The 15,365-nt window shown below is 36.0% G+C and carries 15 protein-coding genes and 3 pseudogenes; 12 read left to right on the top strand and 6 right to left on the bottom strand.

The window, feature by feature from the left end:
- Positions 1–89 precede the first annotated feature (89 nt).
- The 3 genes from LWH95_RS05645 to LWH95_RS05635 all read left to right on the top strand — a co-directional run bounded on the left by LWH95_RS05645 (position 90) and on the right by LWH95_RS05635 (position 1,965).
- Positions 90–659: a flavin reductase family protein gene (locus tag LWH95_RS05645; protein ID WP_133486769.1), complete on the top strand. Its 570-nt coding sequence runs from the start codon at positions 90–92 to the stop codon at positions 657–659.
- 731 nt (positions 660–1,390) lie between these two features.
- Complete coding sequence (locus LWH95_RS05640; protein WP_019258976.1) at positions 1,391–1,546, top strand: hypothetical protein; 156 nt, start codon at positions 1,391–1,393, stop codon at positions 1,544–1,546.
- Between the two features lie 47 nt (positions 1,547–1,593).
- Positions 1,594–1,965: a DUF2568 domain-containing protein gene (locus LWH95_RS05635; RefSeq protein WP_148982239.1), complete on the top strand. Its 372-nt coding sequence runs from the start codon at positions 1,594–1,596 to the stop codon at positions 1,963–1,965.
- 158 nt (positions 1,966–2,123) lie between these two features.
- Here LWH95_RS05635 and LWH95_RS05630 read toward each other — a convergent pair whose 3' ends face one another.
- From LWH95_RS05630 to LWH95_RS05625, 3 genes and pseudogenes are all read right to left on the bottom strand, one after another.
- A complete protein-coding gene (locus tag LWH95_RS05630) occupies positions 2,124–2,201 on the bottom strand; it encodes a YjcZ family sporulation protein (RefSeq protein ID WP_080010850.1) in 78 nt (25 codons plus the stop codon).
- Positions 2,202–2,320: 119 nt separating this feature from the next.
- Positions 2,321–2,435 (bottom strand): annotated as a pseudogene (locus tag LWH95_RS21700) (aldo/keto reductase); the annotation flags it as partial.
- Between the two features lie 71 nt (positions 2,436–2,506).
- A pseudogene (locus tag LWH95_RS05625) lies at positions 2,507–2,691 on the bottom strand (sigma factor-like helix-turn-helix DNA-binding protein); the annotation flags it as partial.
- A gap of 71 nt (positions 2,692–2,762) precedes the next feature.
- On the opposite strand from LWH95_RS05625, the gene LWH95_RS05620 reads away from it, so the two are divergent.
- Both LWH95_RS05620 and LWH95_RS05615 read left to right on the top strand, forming a co-directional pair.
- On the top strand, positions 2,763–4,151 hold the full coding sequence (locus LWH95_RS05620) for an aminotransferase-like domain-containing protein (RefSeq protein WP_232919122.1): 1,389 nt from the start codon (positions 2,763–2,765) through the stop codon (positions 4,149–4,151).
- 110 nt (positions 4,152–4,261) lie between these two features.
- Positions 4,262–5,542 (top strand): MFS transporter, encoded by a 1,281-nt coding sequence (locus LWH95_RS05615; protein ID WP_232919121.1) that lies wholly within the window; start codon positions 4,262–4,264, stop codon positions 5,540–5,542.
- Between the two features lie 192 nt (positions 5,543–5,734).
- On the opposite strand, the gene LWH95_RS05610 is transcribed toward LWH95_RS05615, so the two are convergent.
- A complete protein-coding gene (locus tag LWH95_RS05610; RefSeq protein WP_133486775.1) occupies positions 5,735–6,193 on the bottom strand; it encodes a GNAT family N-acetyltransferase in 459 nt (152 codons plus the stop codon).
- Between the two features lie 285 nt (positions 6,194–6,478).
- Here LWH95_RS05610 and LWH95_RS05605 point away from each other — a divergent pair, with 285 nt between their 5' ends.
- From LWH95_RS05605 to LWH95_RS05595, 3 genes are all read left to right on the top strand, one after another.
- Positions 6,479–6,982, top strand: coding sequence for a DinB family protein (locus LWH95_RS05605; RefSeq protein WP_003237230.1), 504 nt, complete (start codon positions 6,479–6,481; stop codon positions 6,980–6,982).
- Positions 6,983–7,621: 639 nt separating this feature from the next.
- Positions 7,622–8,281: a GntR family transcriptional regulator gene (locus LWH95_RS05600; protein WP_003237229.1), complete on the top strand. Its 660-nt coding sequence runs from the start codon at positions 7,622–7,624 to the stop codon at positions 8,279–8,281.
- Complete coding sequence (locus tag LWH95_RS05595; RefSeq protein WP_232919120.1) at positions 8,268–9,260, top strand: DMT family transporter; 993 nt, start codon at positions 8,268–8,270, stop codon at positions 9,258–9,260. The genes LWH95_RS05600 and LWH95_RS05595 overlap by 14 nt, the downstream gene beginning before the upstream one ends.
- Positions 9,261–9,754: 494 nt before the next feature.
- On the opposite strand, the gene LWH95_RS05590 is transcribed toward LWH95_RS05595, so the two are convergent.
- Positions 9,755–10,639, bottom strand: coding sequence for an AraC family transcriptional regulator (locus tag LWH95_RS05590; RefSeq protein ID WP_232919119.1), 885 nt, complete (start codon positions 10,637–10,639; stop codon positions 9,755–9,757).
- A 113-nt stretch (positions 10,640–10,752) separates the two neighbouring features.
- Here LWH95_RS05590 and LWH95_RS05585 point away from each other — a divergent pair, with 113 nt between their 5' ends.
- Positions 10,753–11,694, top strand: a complete 942-nt coding sequence (locus tag LWH95_RS05585; RefSeq protein WP_442860838.1) for a DMT family transporter — start codon at positions 10,753–10,755, stop codon at positions 11,692–11,694.
- Positions 11,695–11,914: 220 nt separating this feature from the next.
- Positions 11,915–12,643: pseudogene (locus LWH95_RS05580) on the top strand (glycosyl hydrolase); the annotation flags it as partial.
- A gap of 175 nt (positions 12,644–12,818) precedes the next feature.
- Here LWH95_RS05580 and LWH95_RS05575 read toward each other — a convergent pair.
- The gene (locus LWH95_RS05575; RefSeq protein WP_232919118.1) at positions 12,819–13,685 is read right to left on the bottom strand and encodes a LysR family transcriptional regulator; all 867 of its coding nucleotides are present in this window, start codon (positions 13,683–13,685) and stop codon (positions 12,819–12,821) included.
- Positions 13,686–13,810: 125 nt separating this feature from the next.
- Here LWH95_RS05575 and LWH95_RS05570 point away from each other — a divergent pair, with 125 nt between their 5' ends.
- Both LWH95_RS05570 and LWH95_RS05565 read left to right on the top strand, forming a co-directional pair.
- The gene (locus tag LWH95_RS05570) at positions 13,811–14,776 is read left to right on the top strand and encodes a DMT family transporter (protein WP_232919117.1); all 966 of its coding nucleotides are present in this window, start codon (positions 13,811–13,813) and stop codon (positions 14,774–14,776) included.
- 17 nt (positions 14,777–14,793) lie between these two features.
- The gene (locus LWH95_RS05565) at positions 14,794–14,943 is read left to right on the top strand and encodes a YrzO family protein (RefSeq protein ID WP_119914052.1); all 150 of its coding nucleotides are present in this window, start codon (positions 14,794–14,796) and stop codon (positions 14,941–14,943) included.
- Positions 14,944–15,365: the final 422 nt, after the last annotated feature.

Genomic DNA, 15,365 nt, shown 5'->3' with positions numbered 1-15,365 from the left:
TCGCTTTAGCTTTTGATAGCGTTTACGTTGAAACACGTTTATCGTATCTCAATTTCTAATAAAAAATGAAAACAAAAGGAGCGATGAATATGAGAGCACCTATAGATGAACCAATTTGGTACGCCTACCCTGGAATGGTAGCTGTAGTTACGGCTCAATATGAAGGTAAAAAAAACGCAATGGCTTCCGGTTGGCATACGTATATCGGATCTTCTCCTGGAATGTATGGGATATCAGTAAACAAAGAGACATATACTTACAAAATGATTGAGAAAAGTGGTGTTTTCGGTGTGAATTTCCTTCCAGCGAGATGTTCGGAATTCATCCAAGCATTAGGCACCCATAGTGGCAGAGATATAAATAAGTTTGAAGAATTTAATATTCAATACGAAGAAGGGCTAAAAGCTGAGATACCAATTTTAACTGATGCGTATTTTGCTTATGAGTGTAAAGTACACAGTATTTCCACTTTGGGCGATCAAGAGTGGATTGTGGGAGAAGTTTTACAGAGATATCAAGATAAAGAGCTTTTCTTAAAAAATGGAATGCCAAATTTAGAAAAATTGGATATTCCGCTTCATATTGGAAAGTCTAGCTACCGAATATTAAATAGTAAAGCAGAGGAACGTCAACACGACTTTTATCCCAAAACTGATTGAAACATTCAGGTTCCTCCACATTCATTGTTACGTGGCATACATGCTCATAAAACCACTATGCCTTGGGGTGCAGTGGATTCCGCTGGAAATCCATTGACTTAAACTAAGCAAAAAGAAACCTTAGACCGCAAAGCTTCTTCAAGAAAGCTTTGCGGTTTATATTTCTAAGCCCCGATTCATCTCACTCTGAAAAGGTATTTCAACTTTCTCTTTCATCAACAAAGTCCATAAAGAACATTCCCTCACAAAATGAAAAGAAGGATCATGTAATGCGTTATTTCTCTTATCTATTAGCGTTTCTAGCAGGAACAGCTCTTAGCTTTGAAGGAGGCATATATTCCGAAAAACAATAGGGAAATTGGAAACTAGTTTTTACAACTTCTCTATGGAGTCCGAAAAAAGAGGGGAGAGATCCAGTATTTGATCCGGAAAAACTCGGGATAAAGAATGTACATTTTTGGGAGAAAGAGTATCAAGTAATAGAAAACGATGAAGAAGGAAGTAAGGTCAAGGAAATGCTTTAATATTCTAGGTGAACGAACGACATCGTTGGAATATTCTGTTAGCTAAAGAACCAAGGGTTTTTAGCCATTGGTTCTTTTACTATTAGATGTTATTAATATGAGGACCAACAGATTATGGTTTTATTTCATAGTATCGTTCGACAAATTCCGTGAATTGTAGACAACTTCCCGATTATTTGGATAATTATCTGGATAGGAGGGGAAAAGTTGTCATATTTCATTATACTTATATTTGTTGCATTAATCGGAGCATTGGTAACAGCAGCAGTCGGTGTCATATCTTTAAAAGTGGAGATGATCTCTCCGAAAACTCCAATAGAGTCTAAAGAGGAAGAACAGAAAAGCTTTTATACGCTGAAATAAAGTAGAGAAAGAGCATCTCCTGCGGGGTGCTTTTTAATACAGAGGAGTTGGGAAAACTGAATCAAACTAATTTACTTTTAAGATTCGCCCTTGAAACCGCTGCACTCATTTCCATAGGTGTGTTTGCATGGACCCACTTTAATGGTTTTTTTAAATATGTTCTAACATTAGTTTTACCGATTGCAGTTATGATGATCTGGTCCGTGTTTGCAGTGCCTAATGATCCTAGTCGAAGTGGACAAACTGTGATAGCTGTAAACGGGGTAACAAGATTAGTTATTGAATTATTGATCTTTGCAATGGCTGTTGCAGCGCTTTATTTTAGTCATGTAAAAGCGGTTGGTATTATGTTTTTATGTCTAATATTGCTACACTACATAATTTCAGCTGATCGTATAAAATGGCTTCTAAATCAATAGTAAATTAACAAACACAGTGACGATTTTTAAAAACATATAGCTCAATATACAGTAATTTCCCTGGTTCAGAAACTTTGCAGGGTGAGTTAGACACATAACAAAACAGACGCCATAAAGATTTCTTATGGCGTCTGATGGATATGGGGTAAGGTGAGTTCTTAACAGCTACCGAAGAAAGATGTCCCAACGATAATTAATAGGATGAATAGCACCACAATTAATGGAAATGACCGCATAACATCACCTTCCTTAAAAGAGGATAGTACATGATATGCTGATTGAGCTAATTCGATAGTGATGATAGTTTAATTGATTATAAAATGAGTTTTTAGTCTAATCTGTACTACTAACTGATCGTTGCATCATACGTATCTTTTTGAATTTGTTCCTTTTCAAAAATGATGCGTTGTTTCCGACCAATCTCTTGTTAATCTTCCTGATGCAAGTGTGCTATATGAGGTCACCCCGATTGAGGAATGGAGATGAAGGAAGCATGTTCATCATAAACGCAGATGAAAAAAATGAGTAGATATGAATGAAATTATTGAATATGCAGCCGACTCGCTTTCTTCCTTTTCTCCTTCTCTGCCCGATAAACTTATGAAACATCTTCATCAGCGCCCGCTTTTCAATCCGCGATACATAGTTGCACGAAATACTGAGTTCTTTGGCAATCTCCCGCTACGTTTTTTCCTTCTTTAAATCAAGTCCAAACCGCCCGACAATCCTATGATAGAGTATTATCATTGTATTATAAACAGCACCTTCTTATAATTGAGTGAAAAAGGATGCGTATCATGCCGATTAATTCTTTTGAAAACTATCCGATGAGCTGGAAGCCATCGATTGATAAAACGGAAAAGCCTATCTATAAAGCACTTGCAGGGCAATTGGAACAGGATATCGTAAACGGAGTTTTATTACCTGGAACAAAACTTCCTCCACAGAGAGAACTGGCTGATTATTTGGATTTAAACGTAAGTACCATTTCAAAAGCGTTTAAAGTTTGCGAGTTAAAGGGCTTGCTAAGTGCATCTGTAGGAAGCGGCACATTTGTATCATACGATGCGTTATCAAATGCGTATTTACTTGAGGATACAAAGCCGAAACATTTAATTGAAATGGGAGCTACACTGCCTGATAATGCTTCTTACGAGCCCCTGTTACTCCAACTAAAAAACATGCTGCAAGATGAAGATTACGGAAAATGGTTTGGTTATGGTCGGGCAGGTGAAAGCCTTTGGCAAAAGGATGCAGCTGTAAAGCTAATCCGAAGAGGCGGATTTGAAACAGCCGTTGATCACATTTTATTTGCAAATGGGGGGCAAAATGCGATTGCTGCTGCATTGGCGAGTCTTTGTAAGCCTGGAGATCGCATTGGTGTTGACCATCATACATACCCTGGATTAAAAACTGTTGCATCAATGCTTAGTGTGCAAATCGTACCGATAAAATCAAAGAACTATGAAATGAGTCCGGAGTCACTTGAATATGCTTGTAAAAATGAAAATATTAAAGGCATTTATTTGATCCCAGATTATCATAATCCGACAGCTTCCTTTATGTCTGTTGAGAAACGAAGAATGATTGCAGAAATTGCAAAGAAATATAATCTGTTTGTTATTGAAGATGCATCGTACCATCTTCTCAACAAAAATCCACTTCCAGCACTTGCATCATTCGCGCCGGAACAGGTTATCCATATTGCAAGTTTATCAAAATCGTTAGCACCAGGGCTGCGACTGGCCTATGTAGCAGTGCCGAGTCAATTTAAGGAGCAAATGTCAAAGGCGCTCTATAATTTAAATATAACCGTTTCCCCGCTATTAGCTGAACTTACTGCACGCACGATTGTATCAAATCAATTTGAAGTCTTAATTGAGGGGCATCGGGAACAAACCATTCGCAGAAACCAAATCGTCAACCGATATTTTGCGGACTATACATGTTTAGGTGTAGAAACAGGCATTTTTCGTTGGTTGTTGTTGCCGGGGAAAATGACTGGTGCTGAATTTGAAGAATTAGCTGCACAGCATGGAGTGCAAGTGTATGCGGCTGAACGCTTTGTAGTTGGAAATAGTTGTCCGGAAAGGGCTGTAAGGGTTTCTGTATGTGCACCAAAAACTCTCGAAGAGCTTGAGCAAGGATTAATAATCCTTAAACGTTTGATAAACGGTATTACTTAATATTGTTCGCCATACAATTATTATATTGTATGGCTTTTTTGTGCGTGTTATGATGATCCACATCTAGAGGGAGGTTTATAAATTAGGCTTTACGAAAGGCAGGTCAGAGTATGTTAAAAACAACAGACGTTCAAACAGCTTCATTACAAAGTTACATCAGTTCTCCAGAAAAACAAAAAGCATTATACAAGCGTACATTATTTGTTGTAAGTATTTCGCAAATTTTTGGCGGTGCAGGGCTGGCGGCAGGAGTTACTGTCGGTGCGCTTATTGCACAGCAAATGCTTGGTACAGATGTGTTTGCTGGTCTGCCTTCTGCTTTATTTACTTTAGGATCAGCAGGATCTGCATTATTTGTCGGGAGACTATCTCAACGCTATGGCCGCCGTACAGGTCTTTCAGCTGGCTTTGTGATTGGCGGACTTGGAGCAATAGGAGTCATCATTGCAGCCATCATAAATAGTTTTTTCTTGTTATTTACTTCATTGCTTATTTACGGTGCTGGAACAGCGACAAATTTACAAGCTCGTTATGCAGGTACGGACTTAGCAAATAATAAACAGCGGGCGACTGCTGTTAGTATTACAATGGTTTTTACAACATTTGGCGCAGTTGCGGGTCCAAGTTTAGTGAATGTCATGGGGAATTTTGCTCTTTCTATTGGTGTTCCATCACTTGCTGGCCCTTTCATTTTAGCAGCAGCAGCGTATATCTTAGCAGGTGTTGTCCTTTTCATCATGCTTCGTCCAGATCCATTAGTGATAGCAAGAACAATCGAAGCGACCAACCAAGAACCTAGTGATAAAGGACATTTGAAAACAACCGAGCACACAGAAAACAAAAGAGGCATAATTGTTGGTGCTGCGATTATGGTTCTTACCCAAATTGTAATGGTGGCTATTATGACAATGACACCAGTCCATATGAGTCATCATGGACATGGCTTGGGTGCAGTCGGTCTTGTCATTGGTTTTCATATAGGTGCCATGTATCTCCCTTCACTGGTTACAGGTGTTCTTGTTGATAAGCTGGGACGTACTGCAATGGCTATTGCTTCTGGAACGACGTTGCTTCTGGCAGGCTTAATGGCAGCATTTGCACCAGGAGATTCTATGGTTCTTCTCGTCATTGCTCTTTCTTTACTTGGATTAGGATGGAATTTTGGTTTGATAAGTGGGACTGCACTTATTGTTGATTCAACTGAAACGGCCACACGTGCTAAAACTCAAGGTACAGTGGATGTTCTGATTGCGTTGTCAGGAGCTGCTGGCGGAGCATTGTCTGGGATGATTGTGGCAGGTTCAAGTTTCCTAACATTATCATTTACTGGAGGGATTTTATCCTTATTGCTCATTCCAGTGGTGGTATGGTCTCGTGGAGGTAAAAAATAAGCCCAAATTGTTTTGTGAACAGTAAAATTGTGGAACTGGTTGGCTGCGATAGTTGTTTAGGAATGGGGATTACATATTAGTCTTCTTAAATATGTAATCTCCTGTATAAGAAATAGAGAAAGCCAGAATACTAAATCTTTTTTTATTAATTTGCCTAATTTTGAAATGGCTTTATGGAAACCATCTAAGAACCTATAGTTCTTTTACCATTACCTTCTCGCCGTTAAAATCGAGTTCACCATTAAAGTGAAAACCAAACCTCTGATAAAGGCATAGAGCATGAATATTATTTTCAAATATACTTAAATAAATTCTCCTACATTTATATAGATCAGCAAGGTGCTGAATAAGAGCTTTAAGCATTTTCTTTCCTAATCCCTTTCCCTGATAGTGTTCGTCAATAAAGAATCGATCAAGCCAGACTCTCCCATTCTCATTGTCTTCATCATACTCAGGAAACAATCCATACATTGCAAAACCGACTAGATCTCCTTCATAGTAAAGTCCGACAGGTTTATAATAGTGACATTCTTTTGCATCCTCTAAACATACTTTTGCTGATTCAATATATGATGCTTGATTCTCGCTGACATGTAAAGCAAGAATAGCGGCACGATTATCATCAGTTACTGCTTTTATTTCGATACTCATACTACACTCTCCTTATTTCTTATTCTGCAAAGGATAATATACATTCACGGGTTTATATGCATGTTGGAGTGAGTATGGAGACTTTCAGCGATTAATCCACTGGATAGTCACCATGTTTGTAAAAAAGATGTGATGTTTAAAATAAATCCATGACTTTATAAGAATGTCGTGATGCCATTTTTCCTTAGATAATTTTTGTTAAAGTATGTTCTTTTTAACTAAACGGGGCACTATAATTGAATTATAGGTTCATAGAAAAACAAAAAATTTATAAGGAGGATTTTTGTGTTTCAAACCTTAGACCATTTTTTAAAATCTTGGGAGTTCGAAGCCGATGCTACACAAAAACTACTAAATAGTCTAACTGATGAATCGCTTAAACAAGAAATAACTTCACAAAATTGGACTTTAGGCCGTATAGCTTGGCATACTGTTGCTGCTATTCGCATCATTACCTCAAACACAAACTTAACGTTTCACGCTCCAGCTGAAGATTATCCTGTTCCTTCTTCAGCTCAGTTTATAGCTGACAGCTATCATCAAGCAAGTAATGCATTTGTACAGGCGTTAAAAGACCAGTGGACTGACCATACACTTCAAGAACGTATCAACTTTATTGGTCAACAATTGCCAAATGGTTCACTCTTGATGTTTTTAATTCAACATCAAAATCACCATCGAGGACAAATGACTGTTCTTATGAGACAAGCAGGTTTAACTGTTCCAGGTATTTATGGTCCAGCAAAAGAGGAATGGACAAAATTCGGTTTGGAAGCCCCGAAAATGTAATCAAACTTTTTTATAAAGAAGTTAAGCCATTACAACATGTTCTTTCCTTTTGTTCGTTTATTACTGTTATTAACATCATTTTGATTAATTTTTATTCGAAACACTTCAAATTCTTGAAATAACAGGCTTTTGTAACTGGAAATATACCTCTACTTTAAAGGGACTCGAACTAACAAAGAAGATACAAAACAATACTTTGTATCTTCTTTGTTTTTTCTTTAGAGTTATATACCCTTATATGGTATCCATGACATGGCACCAATTTCAAGTAAGAAGTAGTTAACTAGGGGTTTCAGGGATAGAAAAAGAACAAAGTTTCCTTAAGAATTAACGAGGCAAGATTATCAATATGAAGATAACTAGAGAAAAATTAGAAAAACAACAAATTTGGATATATGGTATATCTCTTATTTTCATAGAAGATACCAGGAGTAGCATCAGTCATTTTAGTTAGACCAATGTTAGTTCCCATCGCCATCATTGCAGAGGGGTTTTGGTATTTAAAATGGATGAGTTTTTAGTGCTTTTGTTTAAAATAACCAAGTACCATAAACAGTCGTTTTTAGAACTTGCTAATTGAATGTATCTTATTGAAAAATTACAGTTGACCATTGAACCAATATCCGATATATTGGTTTTATGAAAAAAGATATTATTAAACCCATTAAACGTACGTCATTAAGAGATGAAGTATATCTAACTTTGAAAAAAGCAATTGTTACATTAGAGCTGCAACCGGAGCAACGCTTAAATGACAAAGAGTTAGCAGAAGAATTCGGAATTAGCCGTACTCCGGTTAGAGAGGCTCTAAAACGTCTTGAAGATGAAGGACTGGTTGAATCTATTCCTGGTTCAGTGACTCGCGTTGCACCATTAAATCTTGAGGAGGCAAAACACGCATTTACTGTGGTAGCAGCTTTACATTCATTAGCAGCTCGTTTAGCAGTACCATTACTCAAAGAGGCAGATATTCAAGAATTAGAGTTCAGTAATAAAGCCTTACTACTATCTATTGAGAAAAAAGATATTATAAAAGCAATTGAAGCCGATGAGTTATTCCATAATGTTTTTCTAGATGTGGCGGGAAATCCTGAAATCATTCGCGCGCTAGAACGAAGTATATCTAAGATTCAACGCCTTGAAATTTCTCAGTTCACTTCTATAAATGGTTTGAAATCAGTAGAACAACATCAGCACATTATAGAAGCATGCAAAAATAAAGATAAAGAAACAACAGCACATCTTGTAGAACAAAACTGGTTAAGTCTGGGGGAATTACTGACTTATGAGACAGATTGAGGTGAGAAATTTGCGCCCTATTTTTTTAGGTATATGTGCTGCTTTCTTTTTTGCTTTCACATTTATATTGAATCGAGCAATGGAATTATCAGGTGGTAGCTGGATATGGAGTGCCTCATTACGATTTGTTTTCATGCTTCCATTTCTTTTACTTCTTGTTATGAGTAGGAAAAAATTAAAAGTATTATTACAAGTTATGAGAGAGAATTTAAGAGCATGGTTTTTATGGAGTTTCGTAGGTTTTGGTCTATTTTACGCTCCATTATGCTTTGCCGCTGTACATGCACCAGGATGGATAATTGCTGGGACATGGCAAATTACTATTATATCAGGATCTTTGTTAGCTCCTCTTTTTATTCAAACCATTGAAACACCAGATGGAATTCTTAAGAAAAGAGGAAAAATCCCAATGAAAGGTATGGGGATGTCATTAATTATTCTTCTTGGTATTTTCTTTATGCAAATGGAACAAGCAAAATCGCTTGCTGTAAAAGATATTTTGTTAGGTATTATCCCTGTTATTGTAGCATCTTTCGCTTACCCGCTCGGGAATCGTAAGATGATGGAGATTTGTGGAAATCGTCTAGATGCTTATCAACGTGTCCTTGGAATGACATTAGCTAGCTTACCATTTTGGTTTTTACTATCCCTGTATGGTCTTTTTACAGAAGGATTGCCTAGTAAAGAGCAAACTATGCAATCTATTTTAGTTGCTATTTGTTCGGGTGTAATTGCAACTATCTTATTTTTTAAAGCGACTGATATGGTTAAAGGAGATATGCAGAAACTTGCAACTGTTGAAGCAACACAATCCATGGAGGTACTTTTTGCTGTTATCGGGGAACTAATTTTATTACATTCTTCATTTCCTTCTATTTTATCTTGGTGTGGTATGTTTGTAATAATGCTAGGAATGATAGCACATAGTTATGTTTCCCATAAAGGTGAAACGGCGCATAACCCAAATATTAGTGCTTAATTGATATTTTAAAATGTATAGTATGAACCCTTTTCTAGTTAGTATAGGTGATTTTATTACTTTTTGAAAAATGTAGCACTCTAAGTTTTATGTCAAAATTTAATAACTAAGTAAAAGGATACGAACAAAAACCGATGTCCCGCACATATAGGAACATCGGTTTTTTCTTTATGAAATGAAATTTTGCTTTAGCGTACGAAATTCGCGTTTTGTTGGTGCTTCCCCATTGACATCCAATTCAAAAACGAAATTACATTAATTAAAAAAAGGAGAAGTGATTATGGCACTAACAGAGGTAGTTATAAGAGAGATTTTAGATAGGTTTTTTTAGTACAGCAATGGGGAACAAATCATTCTATGCCGAGATCCTCTTGGACTATCAGGTATGTGTAGCTATACGAACTTGACACCAATGGCTAGTTGAACAGCTTATTAAAAAATTAGAAGGGAGCACCTTAAACAAGGACTTTATTTCAAATCGTAAAATAACCTTATCAATTAATTCTCATATGAATTTTTTTGTATGAGAATGGTGTCATATTCATAGCTTGTTGAAATTTACTAATGAAATAACTGGTACTGTTAAATCCAACTTGATAAGACACTTCTGTAACATTGGTTTCCGGGTGTTGCAGTAACAATAAGCTTTTTTGGATTCTATAATCCAGTACATAACGTAACGGCGTCTTATTCAGCATTCGTTTAAAATAACGGCAGCACTCAGATCGGCTCAATTGGCCAGCTTTTGCAATGTCCTCTAATGTAATTTTTTCAGCATAATGGAGATGTATCCACTTTAACATTTGTTTCATTCGATGACTTTTTATCATTTCAGATTGATCATACTCTAATTGAAAACCATTAACAACCAAATTTTTCCACATCAAAGTTAATTGCATGGTAATGTCAATTTCATAAAGCGATTTCTTTTGTTGAACCAATTGATTTATTGTTTTTACAGCTTTTAGAATGTTTTTTGCCCAATGCTGATTTCCATCCAAAAATAAATAGGATAAATTGGTTGAAAAAATATAGGGCTGAACATAGCTTGAAAACAGTTCTTGAGATAACACGAAATGGGGTGAAACATTTAAGCAAATATACGTACAATCTGAGCCATCCTTTTCTTCTGCCATGTGCAGGCAGCCACTATTGATAAATAATCCATCCCCTTCTGGAACCACTATTTTTTCTTCATTTATTTGAAAGACAGCTTCCCCTTTTCGTATCAAAACAAATTGAATCTCATCATGCCAATGAAACGGAATATAGCCATTTATATTTTGATTGATTCTTGTCTCGTAACATGCAACTGGTAATTCTACCGTTCGGTGCTCTGTTAATTCTTTTAAGTTTTGATCAATCATAAAACTTTTCATTTGGACATTCTCACCTCAATATATTTATATTTTTTCATTCAATTTGAGTATTTTTTATGTATATCTGCATTTATTATAACACTATTATTATATTTATTAGTGAGGAGTCATGTATGAATACTTCTAAAAGAAGAATGGGATTGTTCTATGTTATAACAGGAGCGACATGTTGGGGAATTGGGGGTACAGTAGCCAAAAAACTTTTTCAAGGATATCAAATTGATGTCAATTGGCTTGTAACAATACGCTTGCTTACGGCTGGCATTTTACTCTTAATGCTCCAATTGTTCAGAAAGAATCGGTCTCAGGTTATTGAGGTTTGGAAAAACAAAGCGTCAGCTGGTCAGCTTCTAATTTTCGGGTTGTTTGGAATGCTTGCTGTGCAGTACACATATATGGCATCCATTCAACATGGGAATGCTGCTGTTGCTACGTTATTACAATATTTATCCCCAGTAATCGTCATTATCTACTCGGTTTTGCGAAAAAGAACTGTTCTGACCAAACAAGATATCATAACAGTATTGCTTGCGCTGGCGGGGTGCTTTTTTCTGCTAACAAATGGTTCCATTTCTCAACTTTCAGTACCGGAAATTGCAGTAGTATGGGGAGTTTTATCAGGATTCGCGGCAGCTTTTTATACTTTATATGCCGTTGGTTTATTAAATAAATTTGATTCCCTTGTTGTTGTAGGTTGGGCTATGATTATTGGCGGTTTTGCATTAAGTTTTATTCATCCGCCATGGCAAATGGATTTTAAAAGCTTAACTGCTGAGGCATATGTATATATTTTATTTGTTACAATATTTGGAACAATGATTGCGTTCTGGTTCTTTATAAAAAGTTTGCAAAGCCTTTCACCCAAAGAAACAAGCCTGTTAGGAAGCTTAGAGCCTCTATCAGCAGTAGTAACAACTGTCGTTTGGCTAAAAGAACCATTTGGTTTTTTTCAATGGGTTGGTGCTTTCTGTATTATAGCTATAACTTTAATATTGGCTTTAAATAAAGAGCCCTCTATGCAGAGTGAAAGACCTATATTGAAGATTGGGGAATAATGCAAATAAGTTTCTGTCTATAAAAAGGTCATCGTGATGTTGGTGTCAAGTCGTAAAAATATTGTTGAGACCTATTGTTAGCTGTTATTGGGGAGCAACTAATAATTAAAAGAGGAGAGATAGATTAAAAAGGTAAATGACTTAATGGATTCGGTGCTTTATAAATTCTTAACAGAACTAATGATTAGAATAATAAAAATAAAGAAGACGAAGAATATGTATGTTTAAAAAAATTGGTGTTTTTATATTACTCTCTTTAATAAGCGTTTCAGCTTTTTCACAAACGACATCTGCTCATACAGTTAACCCCGTGAATCCTAATGCTCAGGCGACAACGAAGGAGTTGATGAATTGGCTAGCTCATCTGCCAAACCGATCTGAGAATCGCATACTGTCAGGTGCATTCGGCGGATTCACAAATGCATCGTTTTCAAAGATTGAAGCCAATAGAATTAAAGATAATACTGGACAGTCACCAGCCATGTACGGTTGTTACTATTCGAGTGGATGGTTGGAGAAACCCGATATTTCTGATCTTACTGATACCATTGACTATAGTTGTAATAGTGACTTAATCTCATATTGGAAGAGCAGTGGAATACCTCAGAGTAGTCTACATCTAGCTAATCCCACGTCCAGTACTTTTGGAAAAAATGCTTCCCATATCAGGTTTGGACAACCTGATATGGGTTTACTCACCGGACGCCAACCGAGACTTTAAGACTGACTTTTACCCTGGCTCTTCATATGTGACATTGTTGGATTAGACGCTTATTTCTCAGACCCTTATTCAATTAAAGGTGATGATGAGTTTACAGCTCTTAATAAGCCATTTGTTTTCACAGAAGTCGGTCCGCAAACCAAAGATGGCAGCTTGGATTATTCAATGTTTATCGATGCAGTCAAGCAAAAATATCCTAAAACCATTTATTTCTTATCCTGGAATGAAATGCGAAAATGAAGGAAGCAGACCATGAGTTTCCTCTTTTTTCTGTGTGTATAAAATTTGGATAATAGTGTGCGAAATCCGCATGCTTAAAAGTTTTACATTGTATTATAAGTCCTAAAAGGAAAGCAGAGATGTGACTTCTCATTTATATGTAAGAAGCAGGGGAAAAATCTCTTCAAGACATACTCATATTTTTATGCTCAACAATAGTCTTAAGTAGGCTGCGCATCGAATTTGTCAGGTAAGCATCTTTGTGCCGTATAAAGACTGTTGAGATACAACTATATTTCTCAGGTAATGGGTGGCAATAAACCTTACCTGCGGTAGAAAGATGCCTAACAGCAGATTCCGGTACGACTGTTATGCCAAGACCGAGTGCAACACTATTTAAAATTGTCTCTAGAATGTTAAATTCCAAAATTCTGTTTGGAAGTAAGCCTTCATCCTGAAGCCAATGTTCCAACCTAGAACGATACCCGCATCCTCGATTAGAAACAAGAATGGGCGTTGTTAAAAAATCCTCTATATTAAACGTTTTGTTAGTCGTTACTAGTGTAAGCTTTTCGGTATAGACATCATATTGTTCAAGAATTGAATGTTTAATAGGCCCTGATATAAAAGCCCCGTCTAATTCCTGATTTGTTACCTTTTTAATAAGTTCCTCTGTTAAACCAGCCTGCAATGATAAATCCACGTTAGGATACTTTTTATAATAAGAGGCTAAGATGGTCGGTAGTATCCTCACTGTTTCTACTGTACCAATTTTTAATATTCCGGATGGTACATCACTATCAAGAAAGGCTTTTTTCAATTCTTCAACATCTTTCAAAATTTTGTTAACGTGTTCAATCATTTTTCGGCCCTCTGGGCTTAATGACACCCCTTTTTTATGGCGATTGAAAAGAGGTGTTTTGAGCTCATTCTCTAATTGCTTAATCCGTGCCGTTACATTAGATTGTACATAACTTAATTCCTTTGCAGCACCGGTTATACTTTTGTGATGTACAACGCTTTTGAAAATTTGTAAGTCTCGCAGTTCCATTTAGATCCCTCCTTCATTAAAGTATCATTATAAATGATGTTTTTCATCATTTTTGTTCATTTTACATGATGTATTCTTCTTTTTATAATTCTCATTGTAATGATAAAGAAAAGGAGGGGAATTCAATGAAAAAAGGTCAATTATTCATTGGTGTCCTCACATGTTTAGTAGCAAGTATGTCTTGGGGCGCAATGTTTCCAGTTGCAGATCATGCATTAGAATATGTTGATCCATTTTATTTTTCATTTATTCGCTACGGTGTGGTAGCAGTTATCTTAGTGTTTTTATTATTGGCGAGGGAAGGGAAGAAATCATTTCGTTTTGAGGGTAAAGCAAAATTGCTCATTTTATTTGGGGTGATGGCGTTTACGATATACAACGTTCTTATTTTTTTAGGTCAAAGGTTGATGGGGAAGTCTGGAATTATGACTGCGTCTATTGCGGAGGCACTCATGCCGATGCTTTCAATTGTTATTCTATGGGGATATAAACATGTGAAACCCAAAAAATATACAATTATAAGTATGTTGATTGCCTTTTTTGGAGCTTCGTTCGTTATTACGAAAGGTAATATGAACTTCTTTTTTTCATTGGGAGATAATCTATTCCCATTAACTTTTATATTGATTGGTGTTTTAGGGTGGGTAGTCTACACAATGGGAGGACAGATATTTCGAGAATGGTCTACACTTCGCTATTCAACTTTGACATGTTTATTCGGTACAGCTATAACAGGAGTCATTACAGCTATACTTACCGCGCAAGGATATGTGTCTATACCGAGTAAAGAAGTGATTGCAGAAATTAAGTATGATTTTTTATTTATGATTACTTTACCAGGTATCATAGCTCTCCTTAGTTGGAACTATGGTATTAAAATCTTATCACCCATTAATGGGATTTTATTTATTAACTTTGTCCCCATTACTACATTGTTAATCATGATGATACAAGGATATAAAATAACTACTTTTGATGTAGTAGGAACACTGTTTGTAATTACTGCACTTATTCTAAATAACATATATCAGCGTAAAGAAAGTTATAAGCAGGTTTTAAAAAATGAACAAACACATCTGACTATCTCTTAGACGTTGGAGGATAAGGTATGCTTGAAGGTTTATTGTTTTTCATTTCAGCCGGAATTGTCTGTGAACTTGCGGCAATTAATCGAAATGGCCGCAAAAATATAAAGCAACAGGAGGAATTGATTCAAGTTCTAAAAGAATTCCTTAACAAAGACATCAAATCCAAATAAGTTGAGGTTTGTTATTAGGCTAAAACAGTGCTCATTTTGTGTCCAAAATAGATATAAAATGATGCAAATGAGTGTAATGCATGACCTAAAATGCTTGAAATAACAGGATTTTTTAACTGAAGATATACTTTCATTTAATGAAGGGCTCGAATTAATTGAAAAAGATACCAATCTATTTTGGTATCTTTTTTTTGCTAAAACTTTTTTCTAGGGTATGCATAACTACACTATCATTCAGTGGCTTATTGCAAGTCTAAAAGCCCTTAAGAATTGATTAATTTTACTCTCTTGACGCACCTATTAAAATGGACGCATTCTATTGACGTTTGAGAAAAAGTTCAAATATAGTCAGAAAACTGTTTTGGATTATTTTTAAATGTAATGTAGTATCTTTAAAATATTGTAGGTTGAAAATATATGAT

Origin of the sequence: Bacillus sp. G16 (genome assembly GCF_021282335.1) — a bacterium.
Lineage (GTDB): Bacteria > Bacillota > Bacilli > Bacillales > Bacillaceae > Bacillus > Bacillus inaquosorum.
This window is presented reverse-complemented; position numbering and strand designations above follow the sequence as displayed.

Excerpts from the sequence above, each read along its gene's own strand:
- LWH95_RS05645 (WP_133486769.1), top strand. The coding sequence starts at position 90 with ATGAGAGCACCTATAGATGAACCAATTTGGTACGCCTACCCTGGAATG.
- LWH95_RS05615 (WP_232919121.1), top strand. The coding sequence starts at position 4,262 with ATGTTAAAAACAACAGACGTTCAAACAGCTTCATTACAAAGTTACATC.
- LWH95_RS05565 (WP_119914052.1), top strand. The coding sequence starts at position 14,794 with ATGCTTGAAGGTTTATTGTTTTTCATTTCAGCCGGAATTGTCTGTGAA.
- LWH95_RS05620 (WP_232919122.1), top strand. The coding sequence starts at position 2,763 with ATGCCGATTAATTCTTTTGAAAACTATCCGATGAGCTGGAAGCCATCG.
- LWH95_RS05575 (WP_232919118.1), bottom strand. The coding sequence starts at position 13,685 with ATGGAACTGCGAGACTTACAAATTTTCAAAAGCGTTGTACATCACAAA.
- LWH95_RS05590 (WP_232919119.1), bottom strand. The coding sequence starts at position 10,639 with ATGAAAAGTTTTATGATTGATCAAAACTTAAAAGAATTAACAGAGCAC.
- LWH95_RS05600 (WP_003237229.1), top strand. The coding sequence starts at position 7,622 with ATGAAAAAAGATATTATTAAACCCATTAAACGTACGTCATTAAGAGAT.
- LWH95_RS05585 (WP_442860838.1), top strand. The coding sequence starts at position 10,753 with ATGAATACTTCTAAAAGAAGAATGGGATTGTTCTATGTTATAACAGGA.
- LWH95_RS05595 (WP_232919120.1), top strand. The coding sequence starts at position 8,268 with ATGAGACAGATTGAGGTGAGAAATTTGCGCCCTATTTTTTTAGGTATA.
- LWH95_RS05630 (WP_080010850.1), bottom strand. The coding sequence starts at position 2,201 with ATGCGGTCATTTCCATTAATTGTGGTGCTATTCATCCTATTAATTATC.
- LWH95_RS05570 (WP_232919117.1), top strand. The coding sequence starts at position 13,811 with ATGAAAAAAGGTCAATTATTCATTGGTGTCCTCACATGTTTAGTAGCA.
- LWH95_RS05610 (WP_133486775.1), bottom strand. The coding sequence starts at position 6,193 with ATGAGTATCGAAATAAAAGCAGTAACTGATGATAATCGTGCCGCTATT.